Genomic DNA, 26,630 nt, shown 5'->3' on the forward strand with positions numbered 1-26,630 from the left:
CCGGGGGCAGGGTTAATCGGCCCCATGAGCACGCGGGCCTCCATTATCGGCGTATCCGGAACGGAACTGACCGCCGCTTGGCGGGCATTTGTCCGTGCCGAAGGTACGTGGGACTTCATTCCCTTCAGGTTTAGCTTTGAGGTTTTGACCCAAGCCACGGTCCAACTTAGGGAATTGAACGGGCGGCAGCTAATCGCGGCTGACCCAGCCGGTCGCAGCATTCCCGTGGATGGCGCTGCCAACCCGGTCCATCAGGTGCCGACTTCTGCGACAATGATCGCTCAGGTGATTCGCAGCGCAGTCGGGTTCCAGGGTTTGTTAATGAGTAATGACGTGCCGATGAAGACGCTGGCGGGACGCGGTGGCGAGGCAAATCGCGCCATGCTCGCGGCTGGCGCGCCGCGTCACAGCAACGACAACGCGCAACTTGACGCGTTGTCCGCAAACACGGCATCCGCATGACCGCAGAAATTCTATCGTTTGAAACCGGCCGGCCCGCAGAGCTCGCCGAAGGCGAGCCGGCGTTGGTGGTGGACGTCGAGGGCTATGAAGGTCCGCTCGATCTGCTGCTCGCGCTGGCGCGGCAGCAGAAAGTCGATCTCGCCAAGATCTCGATCCTGGCGCTGGCGGACCAGTACCTCCACTTCATCGAAGCCGCGCGAAAGATCCGCCTCGAGCTCGCCGCCGATTATCTCGTGATGGCGGCCTGGCTCGCCTTCCTGAAGTCGCGCCTGCTGCTGCCGGAGCCGCCGAGCGCGGAAGGTCCGAGCGCAGAGCAGATGGCGACCGCGCTTGCGAACCGTCTGCGCCGCCTCGAAGCCATTCGCGAAGCCGCCAACCGGCTGATGAACCGGGCGCAATTGCTGCGCGACGTTTTCCCGCGCGGTGAGCCCGAGCGGATCGCCGAGATCAAGCATCCGAAATATACCGCAACGCTGTATGATCTGCTTACGGCCTACGCCTCGCAGCGGCAGTCGCGCGTGCTGGCCAGCGTGCATCTGGCCAAGCGCACGGTGTGGTCGCTCGCCGAGGCGCGTGCCACGCTGGAGCGTCTGGTCGGCAGCATCACCGAGCAGGACGATTGGGGCGTGCTCGACGATTTCCTAATCCGCCACGTCGCAGATCCGACGCAGCGCGCGACGGTGTTCGCCTCGAGTTTCGCCGCCGCGCTCGAGCTCGTGCGCGAAGGTCAGCTCGAGCTGAACCAGAAAGAGGCGTTTGCGCCCATCTATTTCCGCAAGGGGCGCGGAAAACCGATCGTGGACGCGGCGTCTGCGCCCGATGCCCCCGTCGGTTAAGTGCAAGAAGGAGAAGCTGCCATGGCAAGCCTGGCTGAAGTGCGGGTAGAAGAGGCCGAGCCGATGGAGAACGAACCCCAGGCACGTCCGGAGGAATTGCGGCTGCTGGAAGCGCTGCTGTTTGCCTCCAGCGAACCACTGGATACCGCGACGCTGGCCAAGCGCATGCCCGAGGGCGTGGACGTCAAGGCTGCGCTTGAGCAGCTCCAGGCCGACTATGCTTCGCGCGGCGTGAACCTCGTGCGGGTCGCCAACAAATGGACGTTCCGCACCGCGGGCGATCTTGCCTGGCTGATGACGCGCGAGAGCACCGAGACCAAGCGCCTTTCGCGTGCCGCGATCGAGGTGCTGGCGATCATCGCCTATCACCAGCCGGTGACGCGCGCGGAGATCGAAGAGATCCGCGGCGTCGTCACCTCGAAGGGCACCCTCGACGTGCTGCTGGAGACCGGGTGGATCAAGCCACGCGGCCGCCGCAAGACACCTGGTCGTCCACTTACCTTCGGAACCACGGAGGACTTCCTGTCGCAGTTCACCCTGGAACAGCTCGGCGACCTGCCGGGTCTGGAGGAGCTGAAGGGCACGGGCCTGCTGGATTCGCGGCTGCCGACCGGATTCAGCGTGCCGACGCCGTCGGATGATCCGGCGTTGCGCGAGGACGAGGATCCCCTGGAACCGGGCGAGGAGCTCGATCTGGCGCTGGCGCCTGCGGTCGAGCCGGAGATGCCGCCGGAAGGTGGCAATGAGGGCGGTGAGGGCGGCAGCGAGGAGTAATCCTCCGGCCTTCTACGGGCCCCTGCGGAGGATTAACACTAGCAAGATTACGTAGCGCCAACAGCGAATTGGCACTGCCTTGGTCCTTGTTTTTGGGCCTTGCGAAGCCTACGTTCCGGTCAAGATCGGCCGGGTCCCGGCCATGCGCGTTTGGAGGGTTGCAGGATGGGTTCACTTAGCATTTGGCACTGGATCTTGGTGATCGCAGTGGTCCTGCTGCTGTTTGGCCGTGGCAAGATTTCGGATCTGATGGGCGACGTGGCGCAGGGCATCAAGGCCTTCAAGAAGGGCATGCAGGACGACGACAAGCCCGCCGAGAAGCAGGAGCCCTCGAAGTCCATCGAGCACAACGCCGCGCCGACCGCGGCGCGATCCGACGTCGGCAGCAAGGCCGTCTGAGCCAGGAGCACGCGAGACGCGGGAAACGGACCCGATCCTGCACGTGAGGGATTGGGCCGATCGTGATTTCGCGTGAACGGAAGACGTCATGTTCGACATCGGCTGGAGTGAGCTGGTTCTGATCGGGGTCGTCGCCCTGGTCGCCATTGGCCCGAAAGAGCTGCCGGGCGTGCTGCGCATGGTTGGCCAGTGGATGGGCAAGGCCCGCAAGATGGCCGCCGAATTCCAGGGCCAGTTCCAGGAAGCCATGCGCGAGGCCGAGATGGCCGACCTCAAAAAGAGCTTTGACGAGGTCAAGGAAGCCGCCTCCGGCTTCACCGGCGGCGGTCTGATGACTTCGCTGCAGAAAGACGTCAGCGACGCGCTGCGGATCGATGCGCTCGACAAGCCGGCTGAGACCGCGGCGACTGCCGTCATCGAGCCACCGATGACGCCAACAACGCCGGAAACTCCGACGCCCGAGACCTTCGTGGAAGCGGAAGCACATTCCGCCGTGAATGAGCCGCTTGCCATCACCCGAGAGGTCGAACTGGCTGCGGTCACCCAAGAGACCGTAAACGAGACCGTCGCGCAGGCCACCGCGCCATCCGAGGCGATCAAGGACGCCAAAGCGTCATGAGCGACGCCGATATCGAGGCGAGCAAAGCCCCGCTGATGGACCATCTGATCGAGCTGCGCTCGCGGCTGATCAAGGCGCTGCTCGGCTTCGGCGTGGCCTTCATCTTTTGCTTCTTCTTCGCCAAGCAAATCTACAATGTGCTGGTCTGGCCCTATGTGTGGGTGGCGGGTGCAGCGAACTCGAAATTCATCTACACGGCGCTGCTGGAATATTTTATTACCCAGCTCAAGCTCGCGCTGTTCGGCGCCGGCTTCATCTCGTTCCCGATCGTCGCAACGCAGATCTACAAGTTCGTGGCGCCCGGCCTCTACAAGCACGAGAAGCAGGCCTTCCTGCCGTATCTGATCGCGACGCCCGTATTCTTCGTGCTTGGCGCGGCGCTGGTCTATTTCGTCGTGTTTCCCATGCTGACTCGCTTCTCGCTGGGAATGCAGCAGGCGGGCGGTGCCGACACGGCGCAGATCGAGCTGTTGCCCAAGGTCGGCGAATATCTCTCGCTGATGATGTCGCTTATCTTCGCCTTCGGCATCGCCTTCCAGCTTCCAGTGATCCTGACGCTGCTGGGGCGGATCGGCATCATCACGTCAAAGATGCTGCGCGAGAAGCGTCGCTATTTCATCGTGCTCGCGTTCATCATCGCGGCCGTGCTGACGCCGCCTGACATCCTCAGCCAGTGCTCGCTGGCGGTGCCCTTGCTGGCGCTTTACGAAGGTTCGATCATCGCGGTTTCGATGGTTGAGAAGAAGGCGGCGGCCGCATCGCAGGCCTCGTCGGGCACCAACGCGTCGTCGGACGCGAATCCCGCGGAGTAGGGGATCGCACCCTCGGCGGTCATGCCCCGCGAAGGCGGGGCATTCAGGACGCCGCAGCCTAATGGGGAATCACCGCCGTCTCTGGAATACTGGATCGCCCGCTTTCGCGTGCGATGACAGCTGTGCTAGGGGGAGGGCTATCTGCAAACTTGCAACTCCAAAGATGAAAGTTTGCAACTTCCCAGGATCTCGACCATGCACGACATCAAATCGATCCGCGACAATCCGCAAGCCTTCGACGCCGGTCTCGCCCGGCGTGGCCTGAAGCCGTTGTCGGCGACGCTGCTTGCGATCGATGAGAGGCGGCGGGCCGCGATCCTGGCATCGGAGCAGGCCCAGGCGCGGCGCAACGCTGCGTCCAAGGAAATCGGCGATGCCAAGAAAGCCAAGGACGAGGCGCGGGCGACCAAGCTGATGGTCGAGGTCGCCGGGCTCAAGACCACGATGCCGGAGCTCGAGGCCGCCGCCAAGGCTGCCGACGAGGAGCTGACCAAAGAGCTGTCCGCGATCCCGAACATTCCGTTCGACGAAGTGCCCGATGGCGTCGATGAGCATGGCAACGTCCAGCACCACGTGTTCGGTGCCAGACGCAACTACGGCTTTGCGCCGAAGCTGCACGACGATCTGGGTACGGCGCTCGGCTATATGGATTTCGAAGCGGCGGCAAAACTGTCCGGTGCGCGCTTCGTCGTGCTGAAGAAGGGCCTCGCGCGGCTCGAGCGCGCGATCGGCCAGTTCATGCTCGACCTGCACACCACGGAGCACGGCTACACCGAGATCAATCCGCCGCTGCTCGTGCGCAACGAGGTGATGTTCGGCACCGGGCAGTTGCCGAAATTCGAGGACGATCAGTTCTGGGCGATCAGGGGCGAGCTGCTGGCAGAGCCCGATCAAGAGCGGCTGAAGACCGAGCGCCTCGGCCTGATCCCGACGGCGGAGGTGTCGCTCACCAATCTTGCACGCGAATCCATTCTCGACGAGAAGCAGCTGCCGATGCGCCTCACCGCGCTGACTCCGTGCTTCCGCGCCGAGGCGGGTGCGGCTGGGCGCGACACCCGCGGCATGATCCGCCAGCACCAGTTTACCAAGGTCGAGCTGGTCTCGATCACCACGCCCGAGACCAGCAAGGACGAACTGGAGCGGATGCTGTCCTGCGCCGAGCAGGTGTTGCAGAAGCTCGATTTGCATTATCGCGTGATGACGCTCTGCGCAGGAGATATGGGCTTTTCGTCGCAAAAAACCTACGACATCGAGGTATGGATGCCCGGGCAGGGCGAGGGCGGCATGTTCCGTGAAATCTCGAGCTGTTCGGTGTGCGGCGACTTCCAGGCGCGGCGCATGGATGCGCGTTCGCGTGGGCCGGACAACAAGCCGCGCTTCGTGCATACGCTGAACGGCTCCGGCACCGCCGTTGGCCGCGCGCTGATCGCTGTCATGGAGACCTATCAGCAGGAGGACGGTTCGATCGCGGTCCCCAACGTGCTCCAGCCCTATATGGGTGGGTTGAAGGTGATCGCGCGAGAATAAGTGCGATTGCGCGCCAGCAATGGCGGAAACGTTTGGTTGCGAAGTTCGGGGCGCCGGCTATCCTGCCGGTGATCACCGAGCGCGAAACCGCCGTCCATGGCCTTGCACCGCGACATCTTCTGGATCGGCCGACAATGGGCGGTGACCGGTGCCGGCATCCAGGCCGTCGACCAGCGCTTGCGTGGCGTGCTGGACATCGACATCGCACGGCTATGGGACGACGAGCTCATTCAGGGCCGCAGAGCGAAGGCCGGCGTCAACGTCGAGGATTTTGACAAGGCGGTGACGGTGGCGCGCGATCGTTATCCGCAGATGCCGGTGGCGGAGCCGCTCATCGCGCAACTCGAGGCGCTTGGTGTGATCGAAACTTCGCCCGCCGCGAGTGCGGCCGTCCCGGCGATGCAATTGCGTGCAGAGGGCAGGCTGGCGCGCTTCCTGCCGCAATGGCGGGTCCGCCGCTAGAGCAAGTTGGATCCATTGCTGCGATGCGGCAATGAGCGGAAGTCGCGGGTCAGGACTGCGCCGAAGCCGGTTTGCCTGACGAGTGATAGCCGGATAAGACGGCCTGCCCCCTGCTCAGGACTCGATCACGGCATGCGCATTCTCTGCACCAATGACGACGGCATTCATGCTCCCGGCCTCAAGGTCGTGGAGGAGATCGCACGCGCGCTGTCGGACGATGTCTGGGTGGTGGCGCCCGAGCTCGATCAGTCCGGCGTGTCGCATTCGCTGTCGCTGAACGATCCCTTGCGTCTGCGCGGGGTGGGCGAGCGGCACTTTGCCGTGCGCGGCACCCCGACCGACTGCGTCATCATGGGTGCGCGTCATATCCTCGGCGCCAAGCTGCCCGACGTCGTGCTCTCTGGAGTCAACAAGGGGCGCAACGTTGCCGAGGACGTGGTCTATTCCGGCACCATCGCCGGTGCGCTCGAAGGCACCATCCTGGGCATTCCGTCATTCGCGCTGTCGCAGGAATTCAGCGTCGAGACGCGTGAGCGACCGCAATGGGACACGGCGCTCAAATTCGGTCCCGACATCCTGCGCAAGGTGATCAAGGCGGGCATTCCCAAGGACACCGTCATCAACGTCAACTTCCCGTCATGTGCGCCGGAGGACGTGCTCGGCATCCGCGTGACACGGCAGGGCAAGCGCAATCTCGGCTTCCTCAGGATCGACGAGCGCAGGGACGGCCGCAACAATCCCTATTTCTGGATCGGCTTCGAGCGCGCGGCGATGATGGACACGCCGGCCGAGGGGACCGATCTCGCGGCGCTGCGCGAACGCTACGTCTCGGTCACGCCGCTGCGGCTCGACCGCACCAATGAAGCGTTTTCGGAAGAGCTGAGTGAGACGCTGAAGTAACGGCTAGTCGCCGCGAAGCGCGGCTTCGATCGTCTTGCCGAGCGCGTCGAGCTGAAACGGCTTCTGAAGCGCGGGCCGGTCGCGATATTGCTCCGGCAGGCCCGACGACCCATAGCCGGTCGCGAAGATGAAGGGGCAGCCCTTGGCCTTGATGACGTCGGCGACCGGCGAGATGACTTTGCCGTTGACGTTGACGTCGAGGATGGCGATGTCGAACTCGGTCGCCTGGGCGAGCCGCATCGCCTCGGTGATGTCGCCGGCTTCGGCCGCGATCTTGTAACCGAGCTCTTCCAGCATATCCGCGACCATCATTCGGATCATAACCTCGTCCTCGACGAGGAATACAGAGCGGCCCGAAAGCCCTGTCGCGGTCATTGTCGTTGAGTCCTTGCCCATTCCCGAAAACGTTCGCAGATAACACGAATCGACGCAATGCGCGTTTGGGCCATCAGGCACTTGAAAATTGCCGTGTTGGCTCTTCGGCTGCAAGCCGATTTATGGTCAAACCCTAAGCCCAAAAGGCTAGCATGAGTTCCTAAGCAGGAACAAGATTCTGGCTCCGGACATTGGCCCAGAAACCATCGATCCGGGACCGGACGAGGCGACATAAGCAGTGATGATCTCCAATCAGGCCCCGCCGGAAAAAATGATGTTTCAGCTCACGCTGAGACGTCGCGGCATCAGCGATCAGACAGTGTTACGGACCATGGAGGAGGTGCCTCGCGAGCTCTTTGTCGAGGCATCCGATCGCGACGGCGCCTATCGTGACAGCGCGCTGCCGATTGCCTGCGGGCAGACCATCAGCCAGCCCTTTGTCGTCGCCTACATGACCGAGCAGCTCCAGCTCCAGAGGAGCCATCGGGTGCTCGAGATCGGCACCGGCTCCGGCTATCAAGCCGCCGTGCTGTCAAAGCTGGCGCGCGAGGTGCTGACCGTTGAGCGCTATCGCAAGCTCGCCGATGCCGCACGCGTCAGGCTTGAAAAGCTCGGCTGTCACAATGTCGAGGTGATGCTCGGCGACGGCCTGAACCTGCCGCCGAACATCGGTCCGTTCGACCGTATCATCGTCACCGCCGCGGTGGAGCAGATTCCGGAGAACCTGGTCGAGCGGCTCGAGGTTGGCGGCATTCTGATCGCGCCGGTCGGACCGCATCAGGGCGTGCAGACGTTGACGCGGCTCAGCCGCGGCGAGACCGGGATCGAGCGCAAGGAACTCGTGGAGGTGCGTTTCGTGCCGGCGCTGCCCGGTGTAGCGCGGGAGCTGTAGAACTCCGGATCGGCAGTGCATCCAACATCTTATTGGGAGGGTTAAGCCGTTATTTACTCGGCGCGTGTTTACTTAAAAGACCAGTTTTGTTGCGTACGAGTGAGTAACCATGTCTGTTGTCGCCGAGTTGCTTTACTCGCGCCGCGTACCGCAGGTCGCGGTGCTGGCGCTGATCTCCTTCGGTTTCGCAGGGTGCAGTGCCGACATGTCGTCGCGGCTGTCCCAGTCGAACTTCTCCAATCCCTTTGAATCGACCGGTTCGGTGCAGCAGGCCCCGCCGCCGCAGCGCGATCTGCCGCAATATGCGCGACCGCAGACCCAGCCGGGTTATTATCAGTCCCAGGCGCTGCCGCCGCCGGCAGTTGCCGCACCGCAATCCTATCCGGTTGCCTCGGGCGGAGGCGTCTCGGGGGGCGGGCGCGGCCTCGGCTCCTACGCGCCGCCGGTTCAGCCGCGTCTCGAAACCACCGGCACCGTGCCACAGCGCTCCGTCGTGGCTGCGCATCCGGCTGGCGGGACCAAGATCATCGTCGGCACCAGCGATACGCTCGATGTGCTGGCCAAACGCTATCACGTGACGCCGCAGGCAATCCTTGCCGCCAATGGCTACAAGGGCCCCCGCGCGCTTTCGCCAGGCCAGCAGCTCGTCATCCCGCATCCGGGTGCTGTTGCAGCTGCACCGGTCATGGCTCCGGTTGCCGCGGCTCCTGCGATCGCGCCGAAGCCGGTTGCGGCCGTCGCCGCTCCGCCCAGCTTCCACTTCGTCAATCACGGCGACACGCTCGCCAGCATCGCCCGCAAGAATCATATCTCTGCGGCCGAGCTTGCCCGCGCCAATGGTCTCGAGCCGTCGGCGAAGCTCAAGCTCGGTACCAAGCTGACCGTGCCGGGCGCCAGGACCGCGGCGGTTGCCGCTCCGCTTGCTCCGGCGCCCGTCGCGGCCGCTCCCGTCGCGGCGGCATTGCAGCCGGTTGCTGCCGCTCCGGCGCCTGCCACCAGGATGGCTGCTGTCCAACCGGCGCAGAGCGCGCGTCTGGCTCAGGCCACCACCAATATGGAAGAGAAGCCCGCTGTCGAGGCGCCCGCGAAGGCGGCCGAAACCACCAGCTCGCTGCCGACGTTCCGCTGGCCGGTGCGCGGCAAGGTGATCACGAGCTACGGCGCAAAGACAAACGGCAAGTCCAACGACGGCATCAACGTCGCGGTGCCGGAGGGGACGCCGATCAAGGCGGCTGAAGACGGCGTCGTCGCCTATTCCGGCAATGAGCTGAAAGGTTACGGCAATCTGGTCCTGGTTCGGCACTCCAATGGCTACGTTACCGCATATGCCCATGCGAGTGAGCTGCTGGTGAAGCGCGGCGATACCATCAAGCGCGGTCAGGTCATTGCCAAGTCGGGTCAATCCGGGGAGGTGGCGTCGCCGCAGCTCCACTTCGAGATCCGTAAGGGATCGAGCCCGGTTGACCCGCTTCAATTCCTCAACGGGGCCTGAGGCCTGCCGTCCTGTACAGGCGGCCACGCCGCCACCGCATACAAACTGTCATCGCCCGCGAAAGCGGGCGATCCAGTATTCCAGAGACGGAACTGATAGAGTCGATAAGCCGCGGCGTACTGGATTCCCCGCTTTCGCGGGGAATGACGGTTGTGGGACGGCGAAATCGTCTGCTATTTCGCCGTCAGCTTGACACCGAGCCGGCCCGCTAGTTCCTGCACGAACTGCCAGGCGACACGGCCCGAGCGCGAGCCGCGCGTCGTCGACCATTCCAGCGCTTCGCGCTCCAGCGCCTCGTCGTCGACCTTGATGCCGAAATGGCTGCAATAGCCGCGCACCATGGCGAGATATTCGTCCTGGCTGCAGCGGTGGAAGCCGAGCCAGAGGCCGAAGCGATCCGACAGCGAAACCTTTTCCTCGACCGCTTCGCCCGGATTGATCGCGGTCGAACGTTCGTTCTCGATCATGTCGCGCGCGAGCAGGTGGCGGCGGTTCGAGGTCGCATAGAGGATGACGTTCTCGGGCCGGCCCTCGATGCCGCCTTCGAGCACGGCCTTGAGCGACTTGTAGGAGGCATCATTGCCGTCGAAGGACAGGTCGTCGATGAACACGATGAAGCGGAAGTCGGCGTCGCGGAGTTTCTCCATCAGCGTCGGCAGCGTTTCGATGTCCTCGCGATGGATCTCGATCAGCTTGACCTTGTCGGAGGCTTTGCGGTTCGCATTGATGCTGGCGTGGGCGGCCTTCACCAGTGACGACTTGCCCATGCCGCGCGCGCCCCAGAGCAGCGCATTGTTGGCGGGCAGGCCGTTGGCGAAGCGCTCGGTGTTCTCCATCAGGATGTCGCGCATCCGGTCGACGCCCTTGAGCAGGAACAGCTCGACGCGGCTGACCCGCGGCACCGCCGCCAGGCGGCCATCCGGGTGCCAGACATAGGCGTCCGCCCGGTCGAACGCCTCGCGCTCGACGGCCGGTTTGCCCTGGGCGGCGAGGTGGGCCGCAATGGTCTCCAGCGCGCTGACGATGCGCTCCTGGGTAAGATCCGGGGATGCCTTGGAGGCTGCCTTGGGGACCGCTTTTTGGACCACCTTGGGGCGTTTTGCCGCGACCAAGGCGGGCTTTAAAGCAGGTGTACGGGGGCCTTTGCCGGCCGGGCTTTTGCTAAGGTTTTTGGGCATGTCCGAAGTTCCTGAGAATGCAGCCTTATCGGGCCTGACGGCGCGCCGCAAGGTGGCCAATTCGCCGATCTGGCAGCGTTGCAATTGGGGCGGTGGTCGCTATAGTCCGCGCGAATTTGACCGAACCGGTCGCCGCCAAGGCCTGACCGGCTTCCCCCGTTTCCACGAGGATCGTCCGAATGCTGATTACCCCTGCGTATGCCCAGGCCGCGGGCGCCGGTGACACCAACAGCATGTTGATGTCGCTGCTGCCGTTCGCCCTGATCTTCGTGATTATGTACTTCCTGATTCTGCGTCCGCAGCAGAAGAAGGTGAAGGACCATGCCGAACTCGTGAAGAACATCCGCCGCGGCGACACCGTCGTGACCTCGGGCGGCCTCGTCGGCAAGGTCACCAAGGTAGTCGATGACGACCAGATCGAGTTCGAAATTTCCGACGGTGTGCGCGTGCGCCAGATGCGCTCGATGATCTCGGGCGTGCGCGCCAAGGGCGAGCCGGCCAAGGACAGCGCGAAGGAAAGCGCCAAGGACGACGCCGCGGCGAAGTGAGCGCTTTGCTGCGAGCATCTCAAAACTCCTGATCTGACAGGTTCAGTCGATGTTGTATTTCACGCGGTGGAAGGCGCTCGGGATCATCCTGACGGCGCTGATCGTGTGCCTCTGCGCGGTCCCGAACTTCTTCCCCGAAGCGCAGGTCAAGACCTGGCCCGCCTGGGCGCAGCGCCGGCTCGTGCTCGGTCTCGACTTGCAGGGCGGCTCCTCGCTGCAGCTCGAGGTCGATTCCAACTATGTGAAGAAGGAAAAGCTCGACCAGATTCGCGACGACGTCCGTCGCGTTCTGCGCGAGGCCAGGATCGGTTACACCGGCATCGTAACGAAGGGCGATGCCGTCGAGGTGCGCATCAGGGACGCGGATTCCCAGCCGGCGCTCGCCAAATTGCGCGAGCTTGCGCAGCCGATTGGCGGTCTCATGGGGTCCAGTGGTCAGCGCGACCTTGACGTGACCGATGCCGGTGGCGGATTGATCCGCCTCAGTATCTCCGAGCCTGCGATGATCGAGCGTCTGCGCAAGACCATCGAGCAGTCGATCCAGATCGTCGAGAAGCGCGTCAACGAACTCGGCACTGTCGAGCCTATCATCCAGCGTCAGGGTAACGACCGCATCCTGGTGCAGGTGCCTGGTTTGCAGGATCCGACCCATTTGAAGGAACTGCTGGGCAAGACCGCGAAGATGGAATTCCGCATGGTCGATCCCTCGGTGCCGCTGGACCAGGCGCAGCAGGGCGGGTTACCCCCGGACACGGAGTTTTTGCCGGCCGCCGCCACGCCGCCGCCGGCCGGCTATGTGGTCAAGAAGCAGGTGCTGGTTGCGGGCGGCGACCTGACCGACGCCCAGGCGACCTTCGACCAGCGCACCAATGAGCCTGTCGTCAGCTTCAAGTTCAATACCTCGGGCGCGCGCAAGTTTGCGCAGGCCACGCAGGAGAATGTCGGGGTGCCCTTCGCGATCATCCTCGACAACAAGGTGATCTCGGCGCCTGTCATTCGCGAGCCGATCACCGGCGGCCAGGGCCAGATCTCCGGCAACTTCACGGTGCAGTCGGCCAACGACCTCGCGATCCTGCTGCGTGCCGGCGCACTGCCGGCGCCGCTCACGGTGGTCGAGGAACGCACCGTCGGTCCGGGCCTCGGCCAGGACTCGATCGATCAGGGCGAGCTTGCGGCCTATGTCGGCTCGATCATGGTCGTCGTGTTCATGCTGTTGACGTACCGCTTGTTCGGCGTGTTCGCCAACATCGCGGTGACCATCAACGTCGCGATGATCTTCGGCCTGTTGTCGCTGCTCAGCGCCACGCTGACTCTGCCCGGCATCGCCGGCATCGTGCTCACCGTCGGCATCGCGGTCGACTCCAACGTGCTGATCTATGAGCGCATCCGCGAGGAGTTGCGCGGCGGAAGAACCCCGATCTCGGCGATCGACGCCGGCTTCAAACGGGCGCTCGCGACGATTCTCGATTCGAACATCACCACCTTCATCGCCGCTGCCGTGCTGTTCATGATCGGCACCGGTCCGGTGCGCGGCTTCGCAGTCACGCTCGGTATCGGCATCATCACCACTGTGTTCACCGCCTTCACCATGACCCGCCTGATCGTGGCGTGGTGGGTGCAGTGGAAGCGGCCGAAGACTGTGCCGATTTGATCATTCGAGGCCGGCTGTGACCACAACTCAACTCGTTCTCATCTTTCTCGGCGTCCTGATTGCCATTCTGACCGTGGTCAGTGTGCTCGGCCTCCTGCCGTCGCTGCGTATCGTGCCTGACGATACGCATTTCGACTTCACGCGCTTCCGCCGCATCAGCTTCCCGATCTCTGCGGCGCTCTCGATCGTCGCCATCACGCTGTTTTTCACCCACGGCCTGAATTTCGGTATCGACTTCAAGGGCGGTACCCTGATGGAGGTGCGGGCCAAGTCGGGAACCGCCGATCTTGCGCAGATGCGCACGACCCTTGGCAGTCTCGGCCTTGGCGAAGTCCAGTTGCAGCAATTCGGCAGCGCTGCTGACGTGCTGGTTCGCGTTGCCGAGCAGCCGGGCGGCGACAAGGCGCAGCAGGAAGCCGTGGACAAGGTTCGCGGCGCCCTCGGCGAGTCCGTGGAGTATCGCCGTGTCGAGGTGGTGGGCCCGCGTGTTTCCGGCGAGCTACTGGGGTGGGGCATGGCCGGGTTGATGCTCGCCATCGTTGCGATCCTGGTCTATCTCTGGTTCCGGTTCGAATGGCAGTTTGCGCTCGGCGCCATGATCGCCAACGTGCACGATATCGTGCTGACGATCGGCTTCATGTCGATCAGCCAGGTCGATTTCGACCTGACCAGCATCGCGGCGCTTCTGACCATTCTGGGCTATTCGCTCAACGACACCGTCGTCATCTATGACCGCATCCGTGAAATGCTGCGGCGTTACAAGAAGATGCCGATGCCGCAACTGCTGAACGAATCGATCAATTCGACGCTGTCACGCTCGATCATCACCCACCTCACGGTGACGCTGGCATTGCTGGCGCTGCTGCTGTTCGGCGGGCACGCCATCCACAGCTTCACGGCCGTCATGATGTTCGGCGTGGTGCTGGTCGGCACCTACACCTCGATCTTCATCGCAGCGCCGATCCTGATTTATCTCGGCGTCGGCGAGCATCGCGAAGATGCGAGAGAAACCGCTCCGCCGGCGAAGAAAAACAAGGCATGATCCGAACCGCATGCCCTCGCATGAGTTTGCGAGGGTAGTCAGCTCCTTCGGACGAAGCTCATGGCCGGCGATCCCAACGCTCCCCATTTCCCGCGCTCGGCGCCGATCGAGGCCTATGGCAAGGGCGGCTTCGCCTTTGCCGGCATGTCACACCGCGGCTCCCTGTTGTGCCTGCCCGATGCGATCTGGGCCTGGGACGTGAGCGAACCCAACAAGATCGACCGCTATTCGCTGGATCGGGTGTTTGCGGCCGCCAACAGCATCGACACGCTGCTGGTCGGCACCGGAACCGGGCTCTGGCTGCCGCCGCCGGCGCTGCGCCAGGCGCTCAAAGCGGTGAGGGTGGTGCTGGACACGATGCAGACCGGTCCCGCCGTGCGCACCTACAACATCATGATCGGCGAGCGGCGCCGCGTTGCGGCCGCGCTGATCGCTGTGCCATGAGCAGCGCTGGCACGCCGCCCGACACCGTCACATACTGCGCCGACCTCGTGCGCAGCCACGACTTCCCACGCTATGTCTCGACGCTGTTTGCGCCGGCCACGGAGCGCCGCGCGCTGCTGGCGCTCTATGCCTTCAATGTCGAGATCGTCCGGGTTCGCGACCAGGTGACCCAGCCTTTGCCTGGCGAGATCCGTTTCCAATGGTGGACCGATCTGTTCTCGGGCCTGGTCCACGGCAGCGCCGAGGGCAATCCGGTGGCGGCGGAGCTGTTGCGCGCGATCCGCGATTTTGACCTGCCGGTCGAGCCGCTGTCGCTGTTGGTCGATGAGCATCAGTTCGATCTCTATAACGATCCGATGCCGACGATGACGGCGCTCGAAGGCTATCTGGCTGCAACATCTTCGGCCTTGTTCACGCTCGCGGCGCGGATCATGGGCGAGGCTTCGGATGCGGCCGAGCATCTAGCGAGGCACGGCGGACTGGCTCAGGGCATCGCACAGGTGATCGCGAACCTGCCCCGGGACGCCTCCCATCGGCAATTGTTCCTGCCGCAGCAACTCCTGGCCAGCCATGGCTGCGCCATGGAGGACGTTTTCGCGGGCAAGGAGACGCCCAATCTGCATGCCGCGTTGAACCAGCTCATTGGCGATGCGCGGCAGCATCTGGGGACAGCATCGTCCTTGCTGGTGAAGCTGCCGTCCTCGGCGCGCCCCGCCTTCCTGCCGCTGAGCCTGGCGCGGGCCGATCTCGATCGCCTGGCGCGGCCGGGGCGCAATCCTTTCGCTGCGCAGCCGATCTCGCGGCTACGCACGCTCTGGACGCTGTGGCGGGCTTCACGATCCCGGGAATTTACCAAATAGCGGTTGGCTTATCGCGCGTATGGGGCAAATGCACTATGCTGTCCCATGGCCGAATTGTCCCAAACCGCAATTTCCGATCTGAGCGGCTTTCCGGTTGCGCCGGCCGACATTCATGCCGCTGCCGAGATCATCCGCGGCGCCGTCGTCGAGACGCCCTGCAGCTACAGCCGAACCCTGAGCAACATCTGCGGCTGTGACCTCTGGCTCAAATTCGAGAACCTCCAATTCACCTCCTCGTTCAAGGAGCGTGGCGCACTGAACCGGCTCAATGCGCTGACGCCGGAAGAGCGTGCGCGCGGCGTCGTCGCCATGTCGGCGGGCAACCATGCGCAGGGCGTCGCCTATCACGCCAAGAGGCTCGGCGTTCCCGCCACCATCGTCATGCCCGTGGGCACGCCGATGGTGAAGGTCGAGAATACCAGGCATCACGGTGCCGAGGTGGTTGTCACCGGCGCGACGCTGGAGGAGGCGGCTGCGTTTGCGCGCAGCCATGGCGAAGCCCACGGCATGATCTTCGTCCACCCCTACGACGATCCACTGGTGATTGCCGGGCAGGGCACGGTCGGGCTGGAAATGCTCAAGGCGGTGCCGGAGCTCGACACGCTGGTCGTGCCGATCGGCGGCGGCGGCCTGATCAGCGGCATCGCCATCGCGGCGAAATCGCTCAAACCATCGCTGCGGATCCTCGGCGTCGAGGCCTGGCTCTATCCCTCGATGTACAATGCCATCCATGGCGGCAATCTGCCGGCGCGGGGCGATACGCTCGCCGAAGGCATCGCGGTCAAATCGCCGGGCAAGATTACCACCGAGATCGTCCGCGGCCTCGTCGACGATATCGCTCTCGTCAACGAAGCCGAGCTCGAGCGCGCGGTCGCCACCCTGATCTCGATCGAGAAGACGGTGGTCGAGGGCGCGGGCGCTGCGGGCCTTGCGGCCATCATGTCCGATCCTACGCGCTTTGCCGGTGAAAAGGTTGGTCTGGTTCTGAGCGGCGGCAACATCGACACCAGGCTGATCGCGTCGGTGCTGACGCGCGAGCTTGCACGCGAGGGGCGGCTGACGCAGCTCTCGCTCGATATCCCTGACCGGCCCGGCCAATTGGCCGCGGTCGCGGCGCTGCTGGCCGAGGCCGGTGCCAACATCATCGAGGTCTCGCATCAGCGGACCTTCTCGGACCTGCCGGCCAAGGCGACACTGCTGCAACTCGTCATCGAGACCCGCGACAGCGCCCATCTCGACGAGGTCATGGCCAAGCTCGGCGCATCCGGATTGAGCGCGCGCTGCAGTTAAGCGCAGCTATCGCGGCACCAGACCCGCCACGTGGAGGATCAGCCGATCGATCTCGGCTTCCGTGTTGTAGTAATGCGGTGAGGCGCGAACGACGACGGGCAGCGCTCGCTCTTCCGCATCGATGCGGGTGCTCGACGGATGGGAGGCGCCGATGGTGATGCCGGCCGCGGCGGCGCTGCTGACGATCTCGTCCGCTTCGCAGCCCTTCATCGTAAAACTGACGATGGCGCCCGGGGTGCGGCCAAGATCGCGAACGGTGATAGCGCCGATGGCGGCAAGGCCATTGCGAAGGCGGTCCGCCAGCAGGCGGCAGCGTTGCTCGATCGGGCCGAGGCCGATCGCGAGGGCGTAGTCGACGGCTGCGCCCAGCCCGAGCCGCGCCGCGTAATTGTTCTCCCACGTCTCGAAACGGCGCGCATCGTCGCGGAGCTGGTAGGCGTTCCGAGAAACCCACGGCGCCGCAAAATGGTCGATCATCGGCGGCTCAAGCTGCTGCAGCAACTCGCGGCGGACGTAGAGAAAGCCGGTGCCGCGCGGGCCGCGCAGGAATTTGCGGCCGGTAGCCGACAGCATGTCACAGCCGATCGCCTCGACGTCGACCTGCATCTGGCCGACCGCCTGGCAGGCGTCAAGCAGATAGGGAATGCCATGCGTCCGCGCGATCTTGCCGATTGCTGCGGCTGGATTGACGAGCCCGCCATTGGTCGGAACCCAGGTGATGGCGATGAGCTTCACGCGCGCGTCGATCATGCGTTCAAGTGCGTGGACATCGAGCTCGCCACTGGCATCGCTCGGCACGATGTCAATGACGACCCCCGTGCGTTTGGCGACCTGCAGGAAGGCGACATAGTTGGCGGCGTATTCCGCTTCAGCGGTCAGGATCCGGTCGCCGGCGCGAAACGGCAGCGCATAAAACGCCATCTGCCAGGCGACGGTTGCGTTCTCCATCACCGCGATTTCGTCCGGCGCGGCGTTCAACAAGCGTGCCACCGAGCCGTAGACAGCATCGAGCCGGACAGCCTCGCGGTCGGCGGCGGCATAACCACCTATCTCGCTCTCAAGGTCGATATGCGACTTCATCGCTTCGACCACCGGCGTAGGCATCAGCGCCGCGCCCGCGTTGTGGAGATAGACGCGCCGCGAGGCGGCCGGCGTCTCGGAGCGTATTCGGTCGAAGTCGATCAAGCCGGTTCTCCCTCTCGCGCTCCCATCAACATGGCTTAGACGCGCCTAACAAGGCGAGCAAGCGGGGTGGGCTTCGTCTCAGATGCAGAGGCCGAGCAGCTTAAGGTGGCAGTTGGCGACTTTGGGCTTGCTGGCCGGGGTGACCTCGCGCTTCACGGCCACAAGCGGCTCGCTGTCCTTCTTCCCTTTGCCCGGCTTCGGCTCGTAATCGCCGGCGATCACCATGGCCCAATAGGTGCGTTTGCCGCTGGCGTTCTTCGCGCTCGCGATCCCGACGCGGGTGGCGTTGTGTAGTAGCAGGTTCTTGCGGTGCCCGGACGAGTCGATCCACTGTCCCAGCGTCTTCTCGAAGGTGTCGTAGCCATAGGCGATGTTTTCGGCGGCGCGGCCCGCGCCCGAGGGCGCGACGCGCTTGTTGAACGGGCCGAGGGCGTCATGGCTGAGATCGTCTTTCGCCGCCATCGCGCGCGCCTGGTCCATGGCAATGCGGTCGAGCGTTGCGTCGCGCACGACGCGGCCCTCGCCATGCTTCAGCCGGAAGCCCGAGATCTGTTCGGCAGCGGATTCCGCCGCCGTCGCCGGCGCGGCGATCAGCAGCACCAGACCTGCAAGCAGCACGGCCGCGCGGCGCCCTATGGTCCCCCAGCGAGTCATTTGTCCCCAAAATCAGTGCAGTCCCCGGCTTCTCCACCGGCATTGTGGACGCTTCAAGGCGCCGCGCATCCCATGGTCTAACCGGTGGGCAGGTCCGCCTCGAAGTTGAAGCGATCGCGCAGGTTCTTGCGCTGCTCCAGGATATCCTTGAGGAAGGCGCGGTCCTGCTCGTTCTTCATCATCGGCTCGATCAAATCGAGCTGGTTCATCGCGACCAGTTGCAGGATCTCGGTGCGCGGCCTGCCGCCGGGATCGCGCGGCAGTGCGTGCACGACCTGGATGTGTTCCGGCGGCTTTGGGCCCTTGGCAGCCGTCAATTCGTTACGGAGCTGACCTTCGAGCGCGGCCTGATCGGCTTCCACGAACGCATAGAGCCCGACGCCGGAGCGGCGGTCGGCAAAGGCGACGATGGCGGTGTCTCGCACGGCCGGGTTCTTGCGGATCAGCTCCGCGATGACGGGCGCATCGTTGACGAGCCGGCGGCCGCCGCCCTCGCGGTCGGTGAAGTTGAACAGGCCGCGGGTGATGGCGCGATAGACCTTCTTGCCGGTGGCAAGCCACAGGCTCGCGGCGAATGATTTCTTCGCCAGCACCTTTCGCTCGCGGGGCGTCAGCGCCTCGGGCGCGTAGGAGCGTTTGTGCTTGAGCAGATGGCGGAGGTCTTCGTAGGCGAGGACGCGATAAAGCCGGCCGCGTCGCTTGAAGCACGCCGCGAGCTGGAAGTCGGTCACGTAGGCGCGACCATCGCGGCCGACCAGCCAGTTCTGTTCCTTGGCGAGATCATTGTGGCAGATGCCGGCACGGCGGAGCCGGCGCAGGACGTCCTTCGCCGAGCGGAAATAGGCGAGATCGCCGTGAGGCTTTGCCAGATGCAGCGCGACGCCGTCGACAAAGCCGCGCACCAGCGCACGACGTCCGCCCCAGAGCAGCTCGGGTCCGACCTGAAGGCCCTTTGCAAGCGCCAGCGCGTGCTTCTCGCGGGCGAACAGATGGCGCGCCAGCAGGAACGACCACCACGGCACCTCATCAAGCCGGCGCAGCACGGCGTCGACCTCGCCGGCGTTGCTGCGGAAACGGCCGCGCTCGACGGTCGAGAACACGTCGCGCTTGAGCAGCACGCCCTCGGTCCAGCGCGCCGAGAGTACCGCGGCGTCGTCTTTCGGGAGACTCATCGAGAACTCACGCGGCTGCGGCAATGCGCAAATGATCGGCCATCCAGCGATCGAGATCGGCAAGCGCCAATGCGCTCATGGCCTGCTTCTTGGCCACCGTTTTCTCGTTGCCGCGCAGACGCGTGCCGTCGGGTTTCTTCGTCGGCGGGCTGGCAAGTGGCGGGAACAGGCCGAAATTGATGTTCATCGGCTGGAACGAGCGCGTGCCCGGCTCGATCGTCTCGATATGGCCGCCTGTGATATGGCCAAGCAGCGATCCGAGCGCCGTCGTAGCCGGCGGGCTCGCAAGGGTCTCGCCGCGCGCGTCGGCTGCCGCATAGAGGCCGGCGATGAGGCCGACGCTGGCGGATTCCACATAGCCTTCGCAACCTGTCATCTGGCCCGCAAAGCGCAGTCGCGGCTGCGCGCGCAGCCGCAGCTGGCTGTCGAGCACTTTGGGGGAGTTGAGGAAGGTGTTGCGATGCAGGCCGCCGAGGCGGGCAAACTCGGCCTTCTCCAGGCCGGGAATGGTGCGGAAGATGCGCTGCTGCTCGCCATACTTCAGTTTCGTCTGGAAGCCGACGATGTTGTAGAGCGTGCCGAGCTTGTTGTCCTGGCGTAGCTGCACGATCGCGTAGGACTTCGTCGCGGGATCGTGCGGATTGGTGAGGCCGACCGGCTTCATCGGGCCGTGGCGCAGCGTCTCGGGACCGCGCTCCGCCATCACCTCGATCGGCAGGCAGCCGTCGAAATAGGGCGTGTTGGTCTCCCATTGCTTGAATTCGGTCTTCTCGCCTGAAATCAGCGCAGTGACGAAGCCCTCATACTGCTCCTTGGTCATGGGGCAGTTGATGTAGTCGGCGCCGTTACCCCCAGGGCCGACCTTGTCGTAGCGTGACTGGAACCAGGCCACCGACATGTCGATGGATTCGCGGTGCACGATCGGCGCGATGGCATCGAAGAAGGCGAGCGCGTCCTCGTCGGTCAGCTCGCGGATGGCATCGGCCAGCGGCGCTGAGGTGAGGGGGCCCGTCGCCACGATCACGTTGCTCCAGTCGGCCGGCGGCAGGCCTTTGATCTCGCCGCGTGCGATCTCGATGAGGGGATGGTCGCTCAGCGCCCTGGTCACGGCCGCGGAAAAGCCATCGCGGTCGACGGCCAGCGCGCCGCCGGCGGGCACCTGGTTGGCATCGGCCGCGCTCATGATCAGCGAATCGAGGCGGCGCATCTCGGCATGGAGAAGACCGACAGCGTTGTTGGCAGCGTCGTCCGAGCGGAACGAATTGGAGCAGACAAGCTCGGCGAGCCCATGGGTGCGGTGCGCCTCGGTCATGCGGTCGGGCCGCATCTCGTGCAACACCACGGGCACCCCAGCTCTCGCGATTTGCCAAGCGGCTTCCGAACCGGCAAGGCCGGCGCCAATAACGTGCACGGGTTTGGATAGGGGTCCTGTCATGGGGCGGACAGGTAGCGCTTTTCGGCGGCCAGTGGAATCGCCGAGATGGAGTTTTCTGCCGCTGAAAACGACAGCGCCCGCACGAGGCGGGCGTTATCGGTTCGTCCGGTGAAGGGCTGAACGATATCAGCCCTGATACTGGCCGGCGGCAACGCGCGGGATGTCCGAGCGATCGAGGCCGATGTCGGCCAGTTCGCGATCGCTGAGCTGGGACAGTTCGGCAACATTGCGCTGATAGTCCCGGAAGGCCTGGATCATGCGGATGAGTGAGAGCAGCATTGGTAGTCTCCTGTAGTTCGATTCAGCCCTTGCTCAGGCCTCATCGTTGAAATGAATATAGGTGAGAGCAGTGCAGTGCGAAAGTTCCGATGTTGCGATGCAGCTAAGCGAAGAACGCATGGCGTCGGTAAGGGACGATTAACCCGTTGGCACTCCCGCCTAATGGCTAGGCGGGTCGCGCCAAAACATGCGATAAATCTCCGTGAAATCACGGATTTATCAGTTGTTTTGCGATTCCGATTGTTGTGGAAATTGGTTACGTTCCCGTGATCTTCAAGCCGTCAGCCCAGCCCGTAAACCAAACTCCGGCATGCGTGATTCGCATGAATGAGAATTTGTTGTTATGAATGAATATTCATAGTTTTGAGCCAATCTCGCACTTCCGCTGAGTCCTTGCGGTACGACGGTTCGCTAAGGGACGCGCGCGCGGCGCGCCTCGCCGCGCCGCGCGCTCGGATACTACCCTTCTGCTCCATGCCGCCCGCATGTTGCGCCGCACACACGCTAAGCGTGCAAACCCTGATTACAAAGTTGTAATGAAAATCAGAAATTTCGCATGCGGCTCTGCGCAGCGCGCAACATCACGCAATTCTCGCGCGGAATTTATTGCGGCAACTTGCCGCGTCGGCAGCAAAGTCATGTCGCGGATTCCGGCAATGTCGCCGGTTCTGTCCCAAGAAGAAGAGAAGGAAAGTAACATCATGACTAAGTTACTCGGGGTTATCGCAATTGCCGCCGTTGCATTCGCCGTCGCGCCGGCTCAGGCCGCCAAGCACAGCATGGGCGGCTGCAGCGGGGCCAATCTGGAGAAGACCGAGACTGCAATGGAGGCCATGCCCGACGGTGATGGCAAGTTCGCCGCCGCGAAGGAGGTCACGGCGGCTCAGGACGCGCTGCTCAACGGCAAGATGGGTGTGTGCGGCATGCACCTGAACAAGGCGATGCACGCCACCATGGGCAAGTAAACGGGTAGGTCAACGCAATCCAAGAGAGGGCCGGTCGTCGTATCGATCGGCCCTACGCGTTTTGACCTCCATGGGTTCTAAGGAGCGTGCGCGAGTTGGGTGGCAAAATAGGCCACCGTCTTGCAATAGACCTCGCTCTTGTTCCATTGCTGCAGCACCGCGAAGTTCGGGCTGCCCGGCTGCCAGTCCTTGCCCTTCTGCCAACCATAGCCCGCGAGGTAATTCGCGGTGGAGGCAAGCACGTCGGGAGCGTTGTGCAGGAGGTCACGCTTGCCGTTGCCGTCGAAATCGACGGCATATTTCATCCAGGACGACGGCATGAATTGGGTTTGGCCGAGCTCGCCGGCCCAAGCGCCCTTCATCTCTGCAGGCGCGAGATCGCCGCGCTGAACAATGCGCAGCGCATCCATCAACTCGCCGCGAAACTGCTCGGCACGGCGGCAATCATAGGCCAGCGTTGCCAGCGAGCGGATCGTCGAGAACTTGCCGGTGTTGACACCGAAATCCGTCTCCAGACCCCAGATCGCGACCAGGATCTCGCCCGGCACGCCATAGGCCTGCTCGATGCGCGACAGCACCGATCCGTATTGCTTCATCATGTTGGAGCCGCGCATCATCCGCGGCGGCACCATACGGCCGGAAAACTCCTCGAAGGTCTGGGTAAAGACCTTTTGCGACTTGTCGCGGTTGAGCACGCTCTGGTCGAGCGTGACGCCGGCAAGTCCGGCGGTGATGGCCTGTTGCGAGATGCCCTTGGCCGCAGCCTCGGTTTTGAAATCCGCGAGCCAGGCGTCGAAATTGCCCGAGCCGCACGCGACCGCGGCGAGAGCGGGCTCAGCGGAGACGATTGAGGCTGAAAAGGCGAGGGCGGCGAGAGCGAGACGAGAAATCGTCAGGGTCATCAGAGGTAATTGATTCCGTGAGTGGATATGACCGGCGGTGGTAATTTCTGATGCAACCGCGGCCAAAGCAAGGCGTATGACAGCACCGCTCCCGCCGGGTGACCCGGGCGGGAGTGCTCTGACGAAATCGCCTGGCTTCGGTCCTACTCCCTGTTTCGCCACGGGAAGAGATTGGCGGGGAAGTCGGCCGCCGGCTTGCGCGGGCGCTGTGGCGGGGGCGGCACCGGCCGGACACCGGGCTCGGAGACGATCGCCTTGCGATAGAGATGCCAGGTCGCGTGGCCGAGCAGGGGAATGACGATGGCGAGCCCGAGGAACGCGGGGATCGTTCCGAGCGCAAGCAATACCGCCACGATCAGGCCCCAGGCCGCCATCGGCACCGGGTTCTTGGCGACGACGCGTAGCGAGGTGACCATTGCGTCCAGTGCGCCGGCGTGGCGGTCGAGCATCAGCGGAAACGATACCGCGCTGATGCAGAGCGCTGCGAGAGCGAACAGGAAGCCCGTGCCACACCCAACCACGATCAGCCACCAGCCCTGCGATGTCGTCAGCACGCGCGTGGCGAAATCCGAGATTCCGGTGACGCCCTCATAACCGAACGCGGCGACATAGATCGCCTGGGCGGTCGCGACCCAAGTGACGAACAGCGCGAGCAACAACGCGCCGAGGCCGAGCATGGCGCCGAAGGAGGGCGAGCGAAGAACGTCGATGGCATCCCAGGCGCTGGCTTCCTCATAGCGTTCGCGGCGGCTGGAGAGTTCATAAAGGCCGAGTGCTGCGAACGGGCCGATCAGGGCGAAGCCTGCGGCCAGCGGAAACAGCAGCGGGATCACGGAATAGCCCATTGCGACGCGCGCGATCACGAGGCCAAGCACCGGATAGATCACGCAGAGGATGATGGCGTGGCTGGGGACTGCCTTGAAATCTTCCCAGCCGCGCTTGAGCGCGTCGTGCAGGTCGGAGAGTTCTATGGTTCGGATCACCGGTCCAGCCGCGTCTGCGGTCTGGCCCATCGTGGGGACATTGCCCTGATAGAGTGTGGCCATGGTCGGCTTGCTCCCTTGTCATGCAGCCGAATTCGGCGCCGACAACGGCGCAAGCGGCCGCTTTTTGGGTTTCGCGAGTCCAACCAGACGCGAATTCCAGGTGGCATCGCGAGCTGAACCAGAAGCGTACGCCCATTTCCGAGTCCTGTCCCTCACGCTTGGGTGAGATTCGTTGCCGCAGTGCAACCTCGCTGACGTCATCCGGTCGTCATTTCGCCGCAGATAAGCTCATGCTGTTTGTGGCTCGCGGAACTTCGCGGGCATACCGGCGTAACTTCGTCTATAAGGGCCCACTCTGGGCCTTCCAACGGGATCCTTTTCGGGGAGCAGACATGAGCATTTTCGGAAAAATCATGGGCGCGATCTTCGGCAGCCATACGGCTTCCGCTGCGCCCGCCGGCGGCGCACCCGCGGGCAGCGCACCTGCGCCTGCAGGGACCGCCCCGAGCGGATCCGCGCCAGCATCTGCGCCCGCAGCCGCGCCTGCCCAAACGGTGGACGTCGCCGCGATCGTCGACAAGGCGGCCGCCGCGCATAAGGGCGAGAAGCTGGAGTGGCGCACCTCGATCGTCGATCTGATGAAGGCGCTCGACGTCGATTCGAGCCTGGCTGCACGCAAGGATCTCGCCAAGGAGCTCGGCTACACCGGCGACATGAACGACTCAGCCAGCATGAACGTCTGGCTGCACAAGCAGGTGATGTCCAAGCTCGCTGCCAATGGCGGCAAGCTGCCGCCGGAAATCAAGCACTGATCGGCGCGCATCCGTCGACGCCAAGCAATTGAAAGAGGGTCCGCGATCTCGCGGGCCCTTTTGCGTTCAGGCGACGAGATCCGCATCCTCGGGATGCTTGTCGAGATAGTCGACAACGAAGCCGCAGCCTGCGATCACCTTGCGGCCGTCGCGGCGGATGATCTCGAGCGCACCCTTGATCAGCTCGGACGCAATGCCGCGGCCGCGCAGCGCACGCGGCGTCTCGGTGTGGGTGATAATCACAGCCGACGGCGTCAGCCGGTAATTGGCGAAGGCGAGCTCGCTGCCGGCATCGAGCTCGAAGCGGCTCCTGTCCTTGTTGTCGCGTACCGATGCCGCCATGCCTGATCCTTCCGTAACGATGCTTGTCCCTGATCTAGGCGCCTGAACCCGCCCTTGCCAAGGCGCGACCAAGGGAGGTTGCCGCAGGGGAGATATCTGCAAAATGCGTGTCCAGCTCAGTGTGATGGCTTTGCTCGCCGGGCTGGCCTCGGCCGTGCCGGTGCCCGCCGCGGCCGAGGGCGGTCCGGCCTGGGAAGCCTGTATCGGGCTGACCAGCACGCCGGATGAGCGGGTGAAGGCCTGTACGAGCGTGATCGACAGCAAGAGCGAGACCGGCCGCAGGCTCGCCGGCGCCTATTGCAATCGCGGTCATGGTCTGACCGAAAAGCGCGAGATCGACGCGGCGCTGTCCGATCTCGATGAGGCGGTGCGCCTCGATCCGACCTACGCCTGCGCCTACAACAATCGAGGCCGCGTCTACAGCTTCAAGCGCGACTATGACCGCGCCATCGCCGAGTACGATCAGGCCATCAAGCTCGATCCGTCGATGGCGATCGCCTACAGCAATCGTGGCGAGTCTCGTTACAACAAGGGCGACATCGAGGGCGCACTCGCCGATTTCGACGCGGCGATCAAGTTCGATCCCGGCTATGCCATGGCCTATGCCAATCGCGGCTACATCTACGCCCGCAAGCACGACACAGCGCATGCGCTCGCCGACTACACGATGCGGATCAAGCTCGCCCCCGATCTGCTGGCCTATATCGACCGCGGCAACGTCTATCGCGACAGCGAGCAGCTCGACCGCGCCGCCGCAGACTATGGCGAGGCAATTCGCGTTGCGCCGACCGATGCGCGCGGTTGGCGCAATCGCGGCATGATCCGGCTTTATCTCGGCGACAACAAAGGCGGCCTCGCCGATTACGACAAGGCGCTGCAATACGATCCTGCCGACGTGTTCTCCTGGAATAATCGCGGCCAGGCCCGGATGCGGCTCGGCGACATCAAGGGTGCGATCGCCGACTTCCGCAAGGCGCTGGAATTGAAGCCCGGCTTGCAGACGGCGCAGGACTCACTGAGGAAGCTCGGGGCACTGTGACGCCCCCGGTTCGGCTAGACCTTCACCAGGTCCTGATAGTCCGGATGCTTTTCTATCCACGCCTTCACAAACGGGCATTGCGGAATCAGCTTCAGGCCGCTCGCACGGACCTGATCGAGCGCGCCCTGCACCAGCCTTGAGCCGACGCCCTTGCCGCCGAGCTCCTTCGGCACCTCGGTATGTTCGAACGTGATCAAATTGCCGTCGAGCTTGTAATGCTCGGTCGCCAGATAGCCCTCTACCTCGAGCTCGTAGCGGTGGTGGGCCCTGTTGTTGAGCACATCGCTCATGATGTC

31 protein-coding genes are annotated in these 26,630 nt (G+C 64.0%); 20 read left to right on the forward strand and 11 right to left on the reverse strand.

Translation table 11 applies throughout. The annotated features are described in order from the left end of the window. The first annotated feature begins 24 nt into the window (after positions 1-24). The 9 genes from XH91_RS17080 to surE all read left to right on the forward strand — a co-directional run bounded on the left by XH91_RS17080 (position 25) and on the right by surE (position 6,791). Entirely contained in the window at positions 25-462 is a 438-nt protein-coding gene (locus tag XH91_RS17080; protein ID WP_128951651.1) for a hypothetical protein, read from the forward strand. After that, entirely contained in the window at positions 459-1,298 is an 840-nt protein-coding gene (locus tag XH91_RS17085; RefSeq protein WP_128951652.1) for a segregation and condensation protein A, read from the forward strand. The genes XH91_RS17080 and XH91_RS17085 overlap by 4 nt, the downstream gene beginning before the upstream one ends. Before the next feature lie 21 nt (positions 1,299-1,319). Beyond that, positions 1,320-2,072, forward strand: coding sequence for an SMC-Scp complex subunit ScpB (gene scpB, locus XH91_RS17090; protein WP_164933859.1), 753 nt, complete (start codon positions 1,320-1,322; stop codon positions 2,070-2,072). A gap of 165 nt (positions 2,073-2,237) precedes the next feature. Beyond that, complete coding sequence (locus tag XH91_RS17095; protein WP_027529733.1) at positions 2,238-2,471, forward strand: twin-arginine translocase TatA/TatE family subunit; 234 nt, start codon at positions 2,238-2,240, stop codon at positions 2,469-2,471. A gap of 88 nt (positions 2,472-2,559) precedes the next feature. Then, positions 2,560-3,090 carry a Sec-independent protein translocase protein TatB gene (gene tatB, locus XH91_RS17100; protein ID WP_128951654.1) on the forward strand — a complete coding sequence of 177 codons (531 nt, stop codon included), beginning with the start codon at positions 2,560-2,562 and terminating at the stop codon, positions 3,088-3,090. After that, on the forward strand, positions 3,087-3,902 hold the full coding sequence (gene tatC / locus XH91_RS17105) for a twin-arginine translocase subunit TatC (protein WP_128951655.1): 816 nt from the start codon (positions 3,087-3,089) through the stop codon (positions 3,900-3,902). The genes tatB and tatC overlap by 4 nt, the downstream gene beginning before the upstream one ends. Positions 3,903-4,097: 195 nt before the next feature. After that, entirely contained in the window at positions 4,098-5,429 is a 1,332-nt protein-coding gene (gene serS / locus XH91_RS17110; protein WP_128951656.1) for a serine--tRNA ligase, read from the forward strand. Positions 5,430-5,525: 96 nt separating this feature from the next. Further along, the gene (locus XH91_RS17115; protein WP_128951657.1) at positions 5,526-5,891 is read left to right on the forward strand and encodes a hypothetical protein; all 366 of its coding nucleotides are present in this window, start codon (positions 5,526-5,528) and stop codon (positions 5,889-5,891) included. Positions 5,892-6,023: 132 nt separating this feature from the next. Next, a complete protein-coding gene (surE, locus tag XH91_RS17120) occupies positions 6,024-6,791 on the forward strand; it encodes a 5'/3'-nucleotidase SurE (RefSeq protein ID WP_164933858.1) in 768 nt (255 codons plus the stop codon). Positions 6,792-6,794: 3 nt separating this feature from the next. Here surE and XH91_RS17125 read toward each other — a convergent pair whose 3' ends face one another. Beyond that, positions 6,795-7,166, reverse strand: coding sequence for a response regulator (locus XH91_RS17125; protein WP_128951658.1), 372 nt, complete (start codon positions 7,164-7,166; stop codon positions 6,795-6,797). Between the two features lie 241 nt (positions 7,167-7,407). Between XH91_RS17125 and XH91_RS17130 the strand changes: the two genes are divergently transcribed. Then, positions 7,408-8,058 (forward strand): protein-L-isoaspartate(D-aspartate) O-methyltransferase, encoded by a 651-nt coding sequence (locus tag XH91_RS17130; protein WP_128954876.1) that lies wholly within the window; start codon positions 7,408-7,410, stop codon positions 8,056-8,058. Between the two features lie 109 nt (positions 8,059-8,167). Next, positions 8,168-9,550, forward strand: coding sequence for a LysM peptidoglycan-binding domain-containing M23 family metallopeptidase (locus XH91_RS17135; protein WP_128951659.1), 1,383 nt, complete (start codon positions 8,168-8,170; stop codon positions 9,548-9,550). A gap of 173 nt (positions 9,551-9,723) precedes the next feature. Here XH91_RS17135 and XH91_RS17140 read toward each other — a convergent pair whose 3' ends face one another. Then, positions 9,724-10,728, reverse strand: a complete 1,005-nt coding sequence (locus XH91_RS17140; RefSeq protein ID WP_128951660.1) for an ATP-binding protein — start codon at positions 10,726-10,728, stop codon at positions 9,724-9,726. A 179-nt stretch (positions 10,729-10,907) separates the two neighbouring features. Here XH91_RS17140 and yajC point away from each other — a divergent pair, with 179 nt between their 5' ends. From yajC to XH91_RS17170, 6 genes are read left to right on the forward strand one after another with little or no spacing between them, the layout of a single operon-like run. Further along, on the forward strand, positions 10,908-11,276 hold the full coding sequence (gene yajC, locus XH91_RS17145) for a preprotein translocase subunit YajC (protein WP_092229337.1): 369 nt from the start codon (positions 10,908-10,910) through the stop codon (positions 11,274-11,276). Between the two features lie 49 nt (positions 11,277-11,325). Then, entirely contained in the window at positions 11,326-12,927 is a 1,602-nt protein-coding gene (gene secD / locus XH91_RS17150; protein WP_128951661.1) for a protein translocase subunit SecD, read from the forward strand. Positions 12,928-12,943: 16 nt separating this feature from the next. Next, complete coding sequence (secF, locus tag XH91_RS17155) at positions 12,944-13,969, forward strand: protein translocase subunit SecF (RefSeq protein WP_128951662.1); 1,026 nt, start codon at positions 12,944-12,946, stop codon at positions 13,967-13,969. Positions 13,970-14,029: 60 nt separating this feature from the next. Then, on the forward strand, positions 14,030-14,413 hold the full coding sequence (locus XH91_RS17160) for an Mth938-like domain-containing protein (RefSeq protein WP_128951663.1): 384 nt from the start codon (positions 14,030-14,032) through the stop codon (positions 14,411-14,413). After that, positions 14,410-15,273: a phytoene/squalene synthase family protein gene (locus tag XH91_RS17165; protein WP_128951664.1), complete on the forward strand. Its 864-nt coding sequence runs from the start codon at positions 14,410-14,412 to the stop codon at positions 15,271-15,273. Before XH91_RS17160 ends, XH91_RS17165 begins: the two co-directional genes overlap by 4 nt. Positions 15,274-15,318: 45 nt before the next feature. Then, on the forward strand, positions 15,319-16,563 hold the full coding sequence (locus XH91_RS17170; protein ID WP_128951665.1) for a threonine ammonia-lyase: 1,245 nt from the start codon (positions 15,319-15,321) through the stop codon (positions 16,561-16,563). Between the two features lie 6 nt (positions 16,564-16,569). Here XH91_RS17170 and XH91_RS17175 read toward each other — a convergent pair whose 3' ends face one another. The 5 genes from XH91_RS17175 to XH91_RS17195 form a co-directional block, all read right to left on the reverse strand. Next, positions 16,570-17,748, reverse strand: coding sequence for an aminotransferase class V-fold PLP-dependent enzyme (locus tag XH91_RS17175; RefSeq protein ID WP_128951666.1), 1,179 nt, complete (start codon positions 17,746-17,748; stop codon positions 16,570-16,572). Between the two features lie 78 nt (positions 17,749-17,826). Then, the gene (locus tag XH91_RS17180) at positions 17,827-18,402 is read right to left on the reverse strand and encodes a CAP domain-containing protein (protein ID WP_128951667.1); all 576 of its coding nucleotides are present in this window, start codon (positions 18,400-18,402) and stop codon (positions 17,827-17,829) included. A gap of 77 nt (positions 18,403-18,479) precedes the next feature. Beyond that, positions 18,480-19,574: a serine/threonine protein kinase gene (locus tag XH91_RS17185; protein WP_164933856.1), complete on the reverse strand. Its 1,095-nt coding sequence runs from the start codon at positions 19,572-19,574 to the stop codon at positions 18,480-18,482. Between the two features lie 7 nt (positions 19,575-19,581). After that, on the reverse strand, positions 19,582-21,009 hold the full coding sequence (gene trmFO, locus XH91_RS17190) for a methylenetetrahydrofolate--tRNA-(uracil(54)-C(5))-methyltransferase (FADH(2)-oxidizing) TrmFO (RefSeq protein WP_128951669.1): 1,428 nt from the start codon (positions 21,007-21,009) through the stop codon (positions 19,582-19,584). A 126-nt stretch (positions 21,010-21,135) separates the two neighbouring features. After that, positions 21,136-21,288, reverse strand: coding sequence for a DUF1127 domain-containing protein (locus XH91_RS17195; RefSeq protein WP_007590701.1), 153 nt, complete (start codon positions 21,286-21,288; stop codon positions 21,136-21,138). A 638-nt stretch (positions 21,289-21,926) separates the two neighbouring features. Between XH91_RS17195 and XH91_RS17200 the strand changes: the two genes are divergently transcribed. Then, on the forward strand, positions 21,927-22,253 hold the full coding sequence (locus tag XH91_RS17200) for a hypothetical protein (protein ID WP_164933870.1): 327 nt from the start codon (positions 21,927-21,929) through the stop codon (positions 22,251-22,253). Positions 22,254-22,330: 77 nt separating this feature from the next. On the opposite strand, the gene XH91_RS17205 is transcribed toward XH91_RS17200, so the two are convergent. Continuing rightward, positions 22,331-23,155: a lytic murein transglycosylase gene (locus XH91_RS17205; protein ID WP_128951671.1), complete on the reverse strand. Its 825-nt coding sequence runs from the start codon at positions 23,153-23,155 to the stop codon at positions 22,331-22,333. 143 nt (positions 23,156-23,298) lie between these two features. Beyond that, positions 23,299-24,201 (reverse strand): DUF2189 domain-containing protein, encoded by a 903-nt coding sequence (locus XH91_RS17210; protein ID WP_128951672.1) that lies wholly within the window; start codon positions 24,199-24,201, stop codon positions 23,299-23,301. A gap of 332 nt (positions 24,202-24,533) precedes the next feature. Between XH91_RS17210 and XH91_RS17215 the strand changes: the two genes are divergently transcribed. Further along, positions 24,534-24,953: a DUF3597 domain-containing protein gene (locus XH91_RS17215; RefSeq protein WP_128951673.1), complete on the forward strand. Its 420-nt coding sequence runs from the start codon at positions 24,534-24,536 to the stop codon at positions 24,951-24,953. Positions 24,954-25,019: 66 nt separating this feature from the next. On the opposite strand, the gene XH91_RS17220 is transcribed toward XH91_RS17215, so the two are convergent. Beyond that, positions 25,020-25,295 carry a GNAT family N-acetyltransferase gene (locus tag XH91_RS17220; protein ID WP_128951674.1) on the reverse strand — a complete coding sequence of 92 codons (276 nt, stop codon included), beginning with the start codon at positions 25,293-25,295 and terminating at the stop codon, positions 25,020-25,022. A gap of 103 nt (positions 25,296-25,398) precedes the next feature. Here XH91_RS17220 and XH91_RS17225 point away from each other — a divergent pair, with 103 nt between their 5' ends. Beyond that, positions 25,399-26,334, forward strand: coding sequence for a tetratricopeptide repeat protein (locus tag XH91_RS17225; RefSeq protein WP_164933855.1), 936 nt, complete (start codon positions 25,399-25,401; stop codon positions 26,332-26,334). Between the two features lie 14 nt (positions 26,335-26,348). Here XH91_RS17225 and XH91_RS17230 read toward each other — a convergent pair whose 3' ends face one another. After that, positions 26,349-26,624, reverse strand: coding sequence for a GNAT family N-acetyltransferase (locus XH91_RS17230; protein WP_128951675.1), 276 nt, complete (start codon positions 26,622-26,624; stop codon positions 26,349-26,351). Between the last annotated feature and the right edge of the window lie 6 nt (positions 26,625-26,630).

The organism is Bradyrhizobium guangzhouense, from assembly GCF_004114955.1.
Lineage (GTDB): Bacteria > Pseudomonadota > Alphaproteobacteria > Rhizobiales > Xanthobacteraceae > Bradyrhizobium > Bradyrhizobium guangzhouense.